Here is a 13,991-nt window from a genome sequence, read left to right on the forward strand (position 1 = left end):
CAAACGTCAGTGGGAGGCATTAAACGCTATTCATCATGACTTTTCAAACCAAGCGCTTGCTTGGTAAGGTGAGTTCAGATGCAACGGAGAAGCACATGAATAAAGCTGTACGCATAGGCTGTGCCAGTGCCTTCTGGGGTGATACATCTACTGCGGCAGCCCAGTTGGTCAATGGCGCGCAGCTGGATTATCTGGTGTTTGACTACCTGGCCGAGATCACCATGTCGATCATGGCCGGCGCCCAGATGAAAAACATAGACGCCGGCTATGCCACCGACTTTGTCGAGGTGCTCGAGCCGCTGCTGCCGCAACTGGCCACAGGCGGCATCAGGGTCATCAGCAATGCCGGTGGCATCAATCCCCAAGGCTGCGCAAACGCGCTCCAAGCGGCCTGCCAACGCGCAGGTGTAAACCTGAATATCGCCGTGCTGCTGGGGGACGATCTGCGCCCTCAGCTTCCCACGCTGAAAAGCCAGGGCCTGAAAGACATGTTCAGTGACGAGCCCCTCCCCGCTATATGCGTTTCCGCTAATGCCTATCTGGGCGCACCCGGGATTGTCACCGCTCTGCAGCAGGACGCCGATATTGTCATCACCGGCCGTATCGTGGACAGCGCACTGGTCAGCGCGCCGCTGGTGCATGAGTTCGGCTGGGCCTGGAACGATTACGATCGCCTCGCCCAGGCGGCACTGGCAGGCCATTTGATCGAGTGTGGCGCGCAATGCACTGGCGGCAACTTTACCGACTGGCAGCAAGTACCCGACTTTGAGCACATCGGTTTTCCCATTGCTGAGATAGACCAGACTGGGCGCATATTGATCAGCAAGCCCGACGCCAGTGGCGGGCTGATCAGTCCACTGACGGTAGGCGAGCAGTTGCTGTATGAAATCGGCGATCCGGGTAACTATCTGCTGCCTGATGTCATCTGCGATTTCACCGCGGTCAAGCTCAGGCAAGTCGCGGAAAATCTGGTTGAAGTCACTGGAGCCCAGGGCCGCGCGCCCACCGACCAGTACAAAGTCAGCGCTACCTGGCCTGATGGTTTCAAGTGCACAGCGAGTTGCCTGATGGCCGGGGTAGAAGCCGTGGCCAAGGCGGAACGCGTCAGTCAGGCGATTATCAACAGAACCCGAGAGATGTTTAGCCAACGTGGCTGGGAAGATTACCGCCGGGTGGATATCGAGCTACTCGGCAGCGAGGCTACCTACGGCCCCCAAGCGCGCCGGGGCGACACTCGGGAGGTGGTGATCAAGATGGCGGTCAGCCATACCAACAAGCAGGCGTTGGTGCTGTTCTCCCGAGAGATCGCCCAGGCCGCGACCGGCATGGCACCGGGCTTGACCGGCATCGTCGGCGGCCGACCGACGGTATACCCGATGATTCGACTGTTCTCTTTTCTCATCGACAAAGCCGATTGCGAACTCAGCGTGCAATTGAATGGGCAGACCTCGCCGGTGGGGCTGCCTGACCTGGCAGCCGTCTCAACCGGGCCGGTATCGACCGCAACGGGACCCGCACCACCCCTCAAGGAAACCGCCAAGCTGATGCAGGTGCCCTTGATGCAGCTGGCCGTCGCTCGCTCCGGCGACAAAGGCAACCACAGCAATATCGGCGTCATGGCCCGGCGAGCGGAGTATTTGCCCTGGATCGCAGCGGCTCTGAGCGAGCAGGCAGTCGCCGAGTGGATGGCCCATGTACTGGACCCGCAGCGCGGTCGGGTAACCCGCTGGTATCTACCCGGCTGCCACAGCCTGAATTTTCTGCTGGAAAACAGCCTGGGCGGCGGCGGCGTGGCGAGCTTGCGCATCGATCCGCAGGGCAAGGCTTTCGCCCAGCAGCTGCTGGAAATCCCGATCAGCATTCCGCCCGACTTACTTCAACAACACGCTTGACCAACGTGCTTGATCAGAACAATAACGGGATAAAAACCAATGAGCTACAGCAGCATCTTCAAGCCCGACTTATTTCGAAATCAGACCATCGTAGTCACAGGCGGCGGTAGCGGGATCGGTCGCTGCACCGCCCACGAGCTGGCCTCGCTGGGCGCCCACGTGGTGCTGGTAGGTCGGCAGCCGGAGAAACTGGAAAACACCTGCGCCGAAATCATTGAAGACGGCGGGCGGGCATCCTGGCAGCGCTGTGACATCCGCGAGGAGGAATCCGTGCGCCAGTTAGTCACGACCCTGGTGCAAGAACACGGCGCGATTCATGGACTGGTCAATAACGCTGGCGGACAGTTCCCCTCGCCTTTAGCGGCGATCAGCCAGAAGGGCTTCGAGACCGTCATGCGGACCAATCTGGTCGGCGGCTTTCTGGTCGCCCGCGAGGTGTTCAATCAGAGTATGTGCAAAACCGGCGGGCGTATCGTCAATATGCTCGCCGATATGTGGGGCGGTATGCCGGGCATGGGCCACTCGGGCGCAGCACGCGCCGGTATGGACAACTTCACCAAGACCGCTGCTTTTGAATGGGCGCATGCCGGGGTGACGGTCAACGCCGTCGCACCGGGATGGATCGCCTCCAGCGGCATGGACACCTACGACGGCGCCATGAAGGCAATCATCCCGCGCCTGAAAGACGGCGTGCCGCTCAAGCGGCTGGGCACTGAAGCAGAGGTGGCGGCGGCAATTGTCTTTCTGCTCTCCCCGGCAGCCGCCTTTATCAATGGCGCGAGCCTGCGCATTGATGGCGGTGCCAGCCTGGGCAACGCGGTATGGCCGCTGCCGGCAGCAAAAAACAATGCGCCTTTCGATGGTTTCCACCGCGCAGTGACCCCCGACGTGCTTAAAGAGGGTGACTGATATGCCCATTCTTGAATCGCAAATCAATCCGTCTGACAGTGATTTTGCTGCCAACCGCGAGGCCATGCTTGCCGCCATCGACAGCTTTCGCAGCGTCGAGCAGCAGGTGCTGGACAAGGCCCAGCAGGCCAAGGCGCGCTTTGAACAACGCGGTCAGTTATTGCCACGTGAACGTCTCGGCCTGCTGCTGGACCCCGGCGCCCCCTTTATAGAACTCTGCGCGCTGGCCGGCTACAAGCTGCATGACGACAAGGACGGCACGCTGGCCGGCGGCGGGCTGATCGCCGGCATCGGCTACGTATCAGCGGTGCGCTGCCTGGTGATTGCCAACAACAGCGCGATCAAGGGCGGCACCATTTCCCCCAGCGGGCTGAAAAAATCCCTGCGCCTGCAGCAGATCGCCGCGGAGAACAAATTGCCGGTGATTACGCTTGCGGAAAGCGGTGGCGCCAATCTGAGTTACGCGGCGGAGATCTTCGTCGAAGGCGCGCGGGCCTTTGCCAACCAGGCTCGGCTGTCCGCTGCCGGTATTCCGCAGATCACTGTGGTGCATGGCTCCAGCACCGCCGGCGGTGCTTACCAGCCAGGGCTGTCGGATTATGTGGTGGTGGTACGCGGCAAGGCGCGGATGTTCCTCGCCGGCCCGCCGCTACTCAAGGCCGCGACCGGCGAGATCGCCACTGAGGAACAACTCGGCGGTGCGCAGATGCACGCTGAGGTCGCCGGCACCGCAGAATATCTGGCCGAGGATGACGCCGACGGTGTGCGCCTGGCCCGCGATATTCTCGCCAGCCTGCCGTGGAATGAACGCTTACCGCAGGCTGTCGCCCAGCCTTGGGAGCCGCCATTGCATGACGCCGAAGAGCTGCTAGGCGTCGTGCCGGCCGATCCGAAAACACCCTATGACGTGCGCGAGATTATCGCCCGCATCGCCGATGCGTCGGCCTTTCTGCCGTTCAAGAACGAGTTCGACAGTCAAACCGTTTGCGGCCATTTGAGTATCTACGGTCACCGCTGCGCGCTGATCGGCAACAACGGCCCGATCACGCCCCAGGGTGCAGCCAAGGCCGCGCAATTTATTCAGCTATGTGACCAGAGCAATACCCCGCTGCTGTTTTTGCATAACACCACCGGTTTTATGGTCGGCACCGAGGCCGAGCGCCAGGGTGTGATCAAACATGGGTCGAAGATGATCCAGGCGGTGGCTAACGCCCGCGTGCCCAAGCTGACGCTGGTGGTCGGCGGCTCCTACGGTGCGGGCAACTATGCGATGTGTGGCCGCGGCCTGGATCCACGCTTTATCTTCGCCTGGCCCAACAGCCGCACCGCGGTGATGGGCGGCGCGCAGGCCGGCAAAGTCCTGCGCATCGTTACCGAAGGCAAACACGCCCGCGACGGCAAGACTGCCGATCCGGCGATGCTGGATATGCTTGAGCAGGCCACCGCGCAGAAGCTCGACAGCCAATCCAGCGCACTCTATGGCACCGCCAGCCTCTGGGACGATGGCCTGATCGACCCACGCGACACCCGTACGCTGTTCGGCCTGCTGCTGGATATCTGCGCTGAAGCGGCGGCCCGGCCGCTGTCCCCCAACACCTTTGGCGTTGCCCGCCTGTAATCGGAGATCATCCCATGCTGTTTACCGAAGAACATAACGCCCTGCGCCGCACAGTCAGGCAGTTTATCGACAGGGAGATCAATCCCCATGTAGATGACTGGGAGGCGGCCGGCACTTTCCCCATGCATGAGCTTTTCCGCAAGGCTGGTGATCTCGGCCTGCTGGGTATCTCCAAACCTGAAGCCTATGGCGGCATGGGGCTGGATTACAGCTATTCGATCGTTGCCGCAGAAGAATTCGGCACCATTCATTGCGGTGGCGTGCCCATGGCCATCGGCGTGCAGACGGACATGTGCACCCCGGCCCTTGCGCGCTTTGGCTCGGATGCGCTACGCGAAGAGTTTTTGCGCCCGGCCATCAGCGGTGAATGGGTCGGCTGCATCGGTGTGTCGGAAACCGGCGGCGGGTCGGATGTTGCGAGCATCCGTACCACAGCGCGCAAGGACGGCGATGATTATGTGATCAACGGCAGCAAGATGTGGATTACCAACTCGCCCTCGGCGGACTTCATCTGTCTGCTGGCCAATACCTCCGACGGCAAGCCGCACAGCAACAAGTCGCTGATCATGGTGCCTATGAACACCCCCGGCATCAGCCTGAGCCAGCCACTGGATAAACTCGGCATGCGCAGCTCGGAAACCGCGCAGGTCTTTTTCGACAGCGTGCGCGTGCCCCAGCGCTACCTGCTCGGCCAGGAAGGCGCCGGTTTCATGATGCAGATGGTGCAATTCCAGGAAGAGCGTTTGTTCGGCGCAGCGAATATCCTCAAAGGCCTGGAGCATTGCATCAGCAGCACCATCGCCTATTGCAAGGAACGCCAGACCTTCGGCCAGCCGCTGATCAACAACCAGGTGATTCACTTCCGCCTGGCGGAATTGCAAACCGAGATCGAATGCCTGCGCGCGTTGGTCTACCAGGCCACCGAGCAATACGTGGCCGGCAAGGACGTCACCCAACTGGCCTCAATGGCCAAGCTCAAGGCCGGCAGGCTCGGCCGTGAAGTGACCGACGCCTGCCTGCAGTACTGGGGCGGCATGGGTTATATGTGGGACAACCCGGTCGCCCGCGCCTATCGCGACGTGCGCCTGGTCTCCATCGGCGGTGGTGCCGATGAAATCATGCTCGGCATCATCTGCAAGCTGATGGGCACCCTGCCCGGCAAACGGCCAGCCTCACCCACCCAGCGTGAGGGCACCCAGTGATGACCTACCCTGCCTGCCAGACGTTACTGCTGGACCAGCAGCCCGGCGTGCTGCAAATCACCCTGAATCGGCCAGACAGCCGCAACGCCATGAACCTGACGATGCTTGAAGAGTTGATCGATACCCTGACCATCGCCGCCAATGACGAGCAGCTACGGGCCATCGTTCTGCGCGGCGCCGGTGGTCATTTCTGTGCCGGCGGCGACATAAAGGACATGGCCAACGCCAGAGCCACTGGCCAGAACGCCTACCGCGAACTGAACAGGCACTTCGGCCGTCTGCTGGAGCTGGCCGAGCGACAGCCGCAAGTGGTGCTGGTGGTGCTGGAAGGTACGGTGCTGGGCGGTGGCCTGGGTCTGGCCTGCATAGCGGATATTGCCTTGTGCCTGGAGGATGCCCGCTTCGGTCTGCCAGAAACCAGCCTGGGTGTCATTCCTGCGCAGATCGCACCCTTCGTGGTCAAGCGCATCGGCCTGACCCAGGCCCGTCGCCTGGCGCTGACCGCCGCCCGCTTCAATGGCGACGAAGCGCTACGTCTGGGATTGGTGCACCACAGTGAGAACAATAGCGAGGACTTGCAAATGCAGCTCGACAGCTATCTGCAGCAGATCCGCCAATGCGCACCCCAGGCCAATGCCCGTACCAAACACCTGTTACTGGCCTGCGGCGAGCAGTCGATGCACAGCCTGCTCGACCAGGCAGCCGAGGCCTTTGCCGAGTCCGTCACCGGAGCCGAAGGCGCCGAGGGCACCCAGGCATTTGTGCAGAAAAGACCGCCCAGCTGGGCTGAATAATCGAATGCCCAAGGAATCCGCATGAGCGCCTTCAACTGCATACTGGTCGCCAACCGTGGCGAAATCGCCTGTCGCATTCTGCGCACCGTGCGCGCTCTCGGCTATCGCAGCGTAGCGGTTTATTCCGAGGCAGATGCCGACAGCCTGCATCCGCAGCTGGCTGACCAAGCGATCTGTATCGGCCCGGCGCAGGTCAACCAGTCTTACTTGAATATCGAGGCAATCATTGCTGCGGCCAAGCGCACAGGCGCCGACGCCATCCACCCGGGCTATGGCTTTCTCTCCGAGAACGCCGATTTTGCCGAGGCCTGCGCCCAGGCGAATATCTGCTTTATCGGTCCCTCCGCTGCGGCCATTCGCCTGATGGGCAGCAAACGCCTGTCGAAGATCGCCATGCTCGCCGCTGGCGTTCCCTGCATCCCCGGTTACGAAGGCGCCGCACAGGATGACGAGACCCTGAGCAAGCACGCCCAATCAATTGGCTATCCGCTGATGATCAAGGCCAGCGCCGGTGGCGGCGGTCGCGGTATGCGCCTGGTCAGCGAACCCGGCGAGTTGCTCGCACAACTTCGCAGCGCCCGCTCGGAAGCGCTCAGCGCATTTGGCAGTGATGAACTGATTCTGGAAAAAGCACTGCTGCGGCCACGGCATGTCGAGGTGCAGGTGTTTGGCGATCAGCACGGCAATCTTTTGCACCTGGGCGAGCGTGATTGCTCGGTGCAGCGCCGCCATCAGAAAGTCATCGAAGAGGCGCCCTGCCCGGTGATGACCGCCAAACTGCGCCAACGCATGTGCGATGCCGCAGTCAAGGCCGCCGCCAGCGTTGACTATTATGGCGCCGGCACAGTGGAGTTCATGCTCGACGAGCAGCGTGATTTCTACTTTCTGGAAATGAATACGCGCCTGCAGGTCGAGCATCCGGTGACCGAAATGCTCACGGGTGTGGATCTGGTCGCCTGGCAGATCAGCGTAGCCCAAGGGCGCCCGCTGCCGCTGCAGCAAGAGCAGATAGCCCTGCGAGGTCATGCTATGGAAGTGCGCCTGTACGCCGAAGACAGCACCCGCGACTTTATCCCGCAGACCGGCCAGATTCGCTGCTGGCAGCCCACCGATAGTGCCGGCGTAAGGGTGGATCACGGCCTGAAAGAGGGCCAGATCATCAGTTCCTTTTACGATCCGCTACTCGCCAAGGTGATTGCCCACGGCAACTGCCGTGAAGAGGCCCGCCTGAAACTGATTCGCGCGTTGGAGCAGTCGGTGCTGCTGGGCGTTGTCGCCAACCAGCGCTTCCTGATCAACCTGTTGCAAAGCACCGCCTTTATTTCAGGCGAGGCGACCACCGCGCTGACCACCGAACAATTCGCCGCAGACCCGAGCCTGACGCCGCAACCACCCTCCGCTCCGGAACTGGCAATGGCAGCGGCCCTTCTCTTTCAACAGTCCGCCGCGCGCTACCGGATGCCGGGCTGGAGCAACAGCGCAAGTCTGCCCAGCCGCTACTTGCTTGAGCATGCAGGCGAAATATATCCGGTTTATCTCACACCGAAAGCCCCCACTACCCCCGGCTTGATGCAGGCCCGCGTCGGCGAGCAACTGCTCGAACTCAAGTTACCAGCTCTTGATCAGCCGCCATCCTGGATTGAGCTCGACGGCGTGCGCATGCCCCTGGCCTATCGAATCGATGGTCAGCAGATCTGGCTCAAGGGCGAAAACGGCAGTCTGACGTTACGGGATGCCAGCCAGCGGCCAGCCAGCACTGCACAGTCATCCGACAGCAACAGCCTGCATGCACCGATGGACGGCGCCATCGTCAGCGTACTTGCCAGCGAAGGTGATCAGGTCAGCCGCGGGCAACTGCTCATGGTGATGGAAGCGATGAAAATGGAGCATCAGCTCAAAGCCGGCTGCGACGGCGTTATCTCCAGCGTCGCGGTCAGCGCCGGGCAACAGGTGCGGCATCGTCAGCGGTTGCTGGAAATCAGCCCATAACGCTTTGGCCAATAGTGCTCGATAGATGCCAGCTATACAGATCAATGCCTATTGAATCAAAGCGCAAATGCCGTCAAATTGACATCATTGGCGCCAAGAAAATATCGCTCAGGTTTTTCCTCCGGCTGCCGACATAGATTGCAGGATGTGTCAGGTCATTAGACCCTTAATAAAAATAGCAGTTGGCCGCGGTAACCTGGAGGTTGTAGATGAATTTGTTGCGCCGGATAAAGATCAGTCAAAGGATCTGGTTGATACTCATCGTTGCGCTGGCAAGTATGACCTTGCTCGCCGTGGTCTCGCTTCTGAGCATGCGTGAAGAGTTTCGCCAGGCGGAGATTACCAAGGCCACCCATCTGGTGGAGAGCGCCCATGACATGATGGCGTATTTCCACAGCCTGGAAGTCAGCGGCGAGCTAACCGGCGAACAGGCTCGTCAGCAAGCGCTGGCCGCATTGCGCGGGCTCCGCTATGACGAAAAAGAATACTTCTGGGTCAATGACATGGACAACGTCATGATTATGCATCCCATGGCGCCACAGACCGAAGGCATGGACCTGAGCAACATCAACAGTTCCACCGGCGGCAGTAACGTCATCGTTGACATGGTCAACATGGCCCGTACGCAAAGCACCGCTTTTATCGAGTACACCTGGACCCGCCCCGGGCAGGAACCCGGTGAAGATGTAGGCCAGGACAAGATCGCCGCCTTCAAGCATTTCAAACCCTGGGATTACATGGTCGGTACCGGCATCTTTATCGAAGATATGGAGGCCAAGTTCCGTGATGAGGTGATCCGTCTGCTGCTGATTATCACCGGCATTACCGCAGTCATGATCGCTATTCTGTTCGTCATTGGCAGCAGCATCTCCAAACCGCTGAACCGCGTGGTCGAGGCCATGCGTGACATTGCCAGCGGCGAAGCCGACCTGACGCGCAAACTCGATGATGACGCCAGAGACGAGCTGTCTCTACTGGCTCTGCACTTCAACACCTTCACCGCCAATTTGCGCGGCATTGTGCAACAGCTAGGCGACAGTGCCAGGCAGTTGATCAGCGCGGGCCAGCAATTGGACCAGATCAGTGATAACAGCCTGCGCGGCATGACCAGCCAATCCGAACGTATGGAGTTGATGGCGACCGCGATCAACGAGATCACCTATGGTGTACAGGACGTCGCGCAGAACGCCAACGCCGCCGCTCAGGAAGTGGAAAATGCCAATGAAGGCGCCAACAACGGTCGCGTTCAGGTAGAGAAAACCATCGAGCAGATCCAGCATTTGTCTGGCAGCGTGAAGACCGCTGTGCAGCATATGGAAACCCTGTCCAGCGATGCCAACGAGATCACTTCGGTACTGGACGTTATCCGCAACATTGCCGAGCAGACCAACCTGCTGGCACTCAACGCGGCTATCGAGGCGGCACGGGCCGGGGAAATGGGTCGTGGCTTTGCGGTGGTTGCTGATGAGGTGCGTAACCTGGCTCAGCGCACGCAGAAGTCCACCGAAGAAATTCACAACATGATCAGCAAACTGCAGACCAACACCCAGGTGGTGGTCGACGTGATCAATCAGAGCGACAAGTATTCCGAGCAGAGCGTCGAACAGGTGAATGCTGCGGGTGCTGCGCTGGAACAGATTGCCCATTCCATGCAGCAGATGGTCGCGCTGAACGCTTCGATTGCCAGTGCCACCACCCAACAGTCAACCGTGGTCGAAGACGTTAACCGCAACGTGACCGAAGCGGCCGAACTGGCCCGCGAAACCACCGAAGGTGCGCAGCAAACCGCCGAAGCCAGCCAGCATCTGACCCAGTTGGGCAAGCAGATCGACGGTCTGGTAAGTCGCTTCCGGATCTAGACCCGGAAGCTTCAAGCGGCCTTTAGAGCACCATCACCGCTAACCAGCCAAAGGCAATCAATGGCAGGTTGTAGTGCAGGAAGGTTGGCACCACCGTGTCCCAGATATGGTTGTGCTGACCGTCTACGTTCAAACCCGCAGTCGGGCCCAGAGTTGAGTCTGACGCGGGCGAGCCGGCATCGCCCAGTGCGGCCGCAGTGCCCACCAGCGCGACGATGGCCAATGGACTGAAACCCAGCTGCATGGCCAACGGAACATAAATCGCCGCGATGATCGGGATGGTCGAGAACGACGATCCAATGCCCATGGTGATCAGCAGACCCACCAGCAGCATGAGCAATGCAGCCAGTGCGCGGTTATCACCGATGATGCCCGCCGAGCTGTCCACCAACGTCTGAATGGACCCGGTAGCACGCATGACCTCGGCGAAGCCCGCCGCGGCGATCATGATGAAACCGATCATCGCCATCATCTTCATGCCTTCGGTAAAGACGTCATCGGCTTCACGCCAGCGCACCACACCGGAGATGGAAAAAATCACAAAACCGGCCAGCGCACCAATGATCATCGAGTCCAGCCACAGCTGCACCGCAAAGGCGGCGACCACCGCCACTAGCGCGACCAAAAGCGAGCGCGGGTTGTAGCCCTTTTCCAGGCGCTCGACCGTCTCTATTGGTGTCACATCGTACTCACGTGGCCGGCGGTAGCTGATAAACACCGCTACGCCCAAACCCAGCAGCATCCCCAGTGCCGGCAAGGCCATGGCCTGCATCACGTTCACACCTTCGATCTCACTGCCACTCTCGGCCACGTTCGCCAGCAGGATGTCATTCAGAAAGATCCCGCCAAAGCCGACCGGTAGAAACATATAGGGCGTTATCAGGCCGAAGGTCAGTACACAAGCCACCAGACGGCGATCCAATTTGAGGCGCGCCATGACGAACAGCAAGGGCGGCACCAGCAGCGGGATGAAGGCGATATGGATCGGCAGAATGTTCTGCGAAGAGATCGCCACCGCCAGCAACACCATGAGCAACAGCCCACGCAACATGCCCTGCCCGCCCGATTCCTGGCGGTTGACCAGAATCAGGGCCTTGTCCGCCAGCGCATGGGCCAGGCCGGACTTGGCAATCGCCACCGCGAAGGCACCCAGCAGGGCGTAGCTCAGCGCCACATTGGCGCCCTTGCCCAGGCCGCCCTGAAAGGCCTCTAACGTGGCTTCAAGGCCCAGGCCACCCATCAGGCCACCGACTACCGCGCCGATGATCAACGCGACTACTACATGCACGCGGCACAGACTCAGGGCCAGCATCACCGCTACAGCGGCTATCACAGCGTTCATTGTCCAGTTCTCATATCAAGGAAGGAAGGCAATTGCCGAAGGGCGCGTACTCTGCCGTAAGCTGCGAGAACTGTCAAAAAGCCCGGGGCAAAATTGCTCGTCAGACTCCTTCGATAGTTTCGATCACTTTTTTGCGCTATTGCCCTGCCGCCAGCAGCGCTAGCATGTCGCGCATCATCCATTTCAGAGGACGCCCCATGCTCAATGTCGCCATCGTCGCCGGCAGCAGTCGCAGCAACAGCCAGACCGCCAAAGTAGCGCGTTTTATGCGCCAGGCGCTGATCAGTCAGCATCAACTGGATGCCGAACACGTATCGGTAATCGACCTGGGCAACTATCCGTTACCGCTGTGGCCTGCAGAAGATACTGGCCCTTGGAGCATGTTTGAAAAGCAACTGGCCAAGGCCGATGCGCTAGTGATTCTTGCTCCCGAATGGCACGGCATGGCCTGTCCGGCCATCAAGAACTTCTTCCTGTATGCAACCAAGGCGCAGCTGGCGCACAAGCCGGCGATGTTGGGCGGCATTTCCTCAGGCGTTGGCGGCGCCTATCCGATCAGCGAACTGCGTGCCTCCAGCTACAAGAATTGCCGGCTTTGTTACATCCCCGAGCACCTGATCGTGCGCAACGTGGAGAACGTGCTGAACATGCCTGAACCGGTCGCTGAGGATGACCGCCGTATTCGCGCCCGAATGGATTACAACCTGGATATCCTGCTGCGCTATGCTCAGGCGCTCAAACCTTTGCGCAGTGAAATCGACATGAGCAATCCGGATTTTGCCAACGGCATGTGAGCCCACCCACCGCGCTTTTATGACTGAAAGTGCGGCACCCTGCTAAAGTCTAATAGCCGCTGGCCGTCACGATTGACGTCGCTGTCAGCGGCATCGAGCTGTCAAAAACAACTGTTTCGCCGCGAGGTCGATCAGCCTCTCGAGGGTCGGTCTGGGCCGAATTATGACAGTTCGACGAATGTCTTAGAGAGCATCTCCTGCTTAAGTGCTTTATTTGTTTCCGCGCCCGGCGAGCACCGGCCTGCACTTGATCACACCAGGAGAACAATAATGAAGCATGTGAAGACCAACGCCCTGGCAGCTGCTGTGGCCCTTACTCTGGCAGCTCCCCTAGCCACCACCGCCAACGCGGCTGGTTTTATCGAAGACACCAAAGCGTCGCTGCAACTGCGCAACTTCTATTTCAATCGCGATTTCCGCTCCACTCCTCCCGGCGCTGCGTCCAAAGCTGAAGAATGGGCTCAAGGCTTTATCTTGCGAGCTGAATCAGGCTACTCGCAGGGCGTTGTCGGTTTTGGCCTGGATGTTTATGGCGCTGCGGGGCTTAAGCTCCACTCCGAGGACGACACTGCCGGTACCGGCTTGCTGCCCAGCGCTTTTGGCAACGAAGGCCCGGATGGTTACAGCCACATTACCGGCACGGTAAAAGCCAAGGCCTCCAACACCGTCCTCAAGGTCGGTAATTTGTTCCCGACCATTCCGATAGCCCAGGCCAGCGACATCCGTCTGTTGCCACAGACTTATACCGGCGGCGCCCTGAGCATGGGTGAGATCGAAAACCTGGATGTTCAGGCCGGCCAGCTGCGCCAGGTCAACTACCGCGCCAGTACGGATCGTCAGGACATCGGCGCGACTGTGGGCGGTACTTCTGATCGTTTCAACTACCTGGGGGGTACCTACAAGTTTACTGAAATCGGCTCGACCCTCGGTTTGTGGCGTGGCGAACTGGACGATGTGTACGAGCAGAACTTGGTTAACCTGATTCAGACGGTCAGTCTGGGTGACTGGGCGTTGGGTGCCAATCTGGCGTACTTTGATACGTCCGACAACGGCAATCAGCCGCTCGATATCGATCACCAGATGAAGTCGATTATGCTCTCAGCCGGAACGGGCCCACACGTGTTCCGCCTCGGCTACCAGCACAGCGACGGTGACACCGCGTTCCCCTACCTTGCCGAAAACAACCCCTATATCGCCAACTATATTCAGATTCTGGACTTTGCTCGCTCAGACGAAAAATCCTGGCAGGCACGCTACGATCTGGACTTTGCGCAATACGGCATCCCCGGCTTGAAGGGTCTGATCCGCTACGTTAGCGGCGACAACTTTACTGCTGTTGGCGGCGGAGAAGGCAAGGAATGGGAACGGGATATCGACTTCACCTACACCATTCAGTCCGGCCCGCTGAAGAACGTAGCGCTGCAATGGCGTAATGCGATGGTGCGCTCTAACGCAGCTACGGGTGATCTGGATGAAAACCGTCTGATCGTCAACTACACCATTCCTTTGATGTAATCGTCTTTGTATTGCAAAAAAGCCCGAGCAAATGCTTGGGCTTTTTTATGATTTCGGAGTTTGGGGACATGCTGTGG

General features: G+C 59.7%; 10 protein-coding genes. 9 read left to right on the plus strand and 1 reads right to left on the minus strand.

Features of this window, described 5'->3' with window-relative positions; genetic code table 11:
- Positions 1-95: 95 nt before the first annotated feature.
- From EAO82_RS15025 to EAO82_RS15055, 7 genes are all read left to right on the plus strand, one after another.
- Entirely contained in the window at positions 96-1,892 is a 1,797-nt protein-coding gene (locus EAO82_RS15025) for an acyclic terpene utilization AtuA family protein (protein ID WP_096344824.1), read from the plus strand.
- A gap of 39 nt (positions 1,893-1,931) precedes the next feature.
- Positions 1,932-2,801, plus strand: a complete 870-nt coding sequence (locus EAO82_RS15030; protein ID WP_096344825.1) for an SDR family oxidoreductase — start codon at positions 1,932-1,934, stop codon at positions 2,799-2,801.
- A 1-nt stretch (position 2,802) separates the two neighbouring features.
- Positions 2,803-4,419, plus strand: coding sequence for a geranyl-CoA carboxylase subunit beta (gene atuC / locus EAO82_RS15035; protein WP_096344826.1), 1,617 nt, complete (start codon positions 2,803-2,805; stop codon positions 4,417-4,419).
- A gap of 14 nt (positions 4,420-4,433) precedes the next feature.
- On the plus strand, positions 4,434-5,621 hold the full coding sequence (atuD, locus tag EAO82_RS15040) for a citronellyl-CoA dehydrogenase (RefSeq protein WP_096344827.1): 1,188 nt from the start codon (positions 4,434-4,436) through the stop codon (positions 5,619-5,621).
- The gene (locus EAO82_RS15045) at positions 5,618-6,415 is read left to right on the plus strand and encodes an enoyl-CoA hydratase/isomerase family protein (RefSeq protein WP_096344828.1); all 798 of its coding nucleotides are present in this window, start codon (positions 5,618-5,620) and stop codon (positions 6,413-6,415) included. The genes atuD and EAO82_RS15045 overlap by 4 nt, the downstream gene beginning before the upstream one ends.
- A gap of 21 nt (positions 6,416-6,436) precedes the next feature.
- The gene (locus EAO82_RS15050; protein ID WP_096344829.1) at positions 6,437-8,404 is read left to right on the plus strand and encodes an acetyl/propionyl/methylcrotonyl-CoA carboxylase subunit alpha; all 1,968 of its coding nucleotides are present in this window, start codon (positions 6,437-6,439) and stop codon (positions 8,402-8,404) included.
- A 209-nt stretch (positions 8,405-8,613) separates the two neighbouring features.
- Positions 8,614-10,263, plus strand: a complete 1,650-nt coding sequence (locus EAO82_RS15055; RefSeq protein ID WP_096344830.1) for a methyl-accepting chemotaxis protein — start codon at positions 8,614-8,616, stop codon at positions 10,261-10,263.
- A 22-nt stretch (positions 10,264-10,285) separates the two neighbouring features.
- On the opposite strand, the gene EAO82_RS15060 is transcribed toward EAO82_RS15055, so the two are convergent.
- Positions 10,286-11,605 (minus strand): Na+/H+ antiporter family protein, encoded by a 1,320-nt coding sequence (locus EAO82_RS15060; protein ID WP_096344831.1) that lies wholly within the window; start codon positions 11,603-11,605, stop codon positions 10,286-10,288.
- A gap of 197 nt (positions 11,606-11,802) precedes the next feature.
- Between EAO82_RS15060 and EAO82_RS15065 the strand changes: the two genes are divergently transcribed.
- The gene (locus tag EAO82_RS15065) at positions 11,803-12,399 is read left to right on the plus strand and encodes an NADPH-dependent FMN reductase (protein WP_096344859.1); all 597 of its coding nucleotides are present in this window, start codon (positions 11,803-11,805) and stop codon (positions 12,397-12,399) included.
- A gap of 279 nt (positions 12,400-12,678) precedes the next feature.
- A complete protein-coding gene (locus EAO82_RS15070; protein ID WP_410402914.1) occupies positions 12,679-13,914 on the plus strand; it encodes an OprD family porin in 1,236 nt (411 codons plus the stop codon).
- Positions 13,915-13,991: the final 77 nt, after the last annotated feature.

The sequence above is a fragment of the Halopseudomonas pelagia genome (assembly GCF_009497895.1).
Taxonomy (GTDB): Bacteria; Pseudomonadota; Gammaproteobacteria; order Pseudomonadales; family Pseudomonadaceae; genus Halopseudomonas; species Halopseudomonas pelagia_A.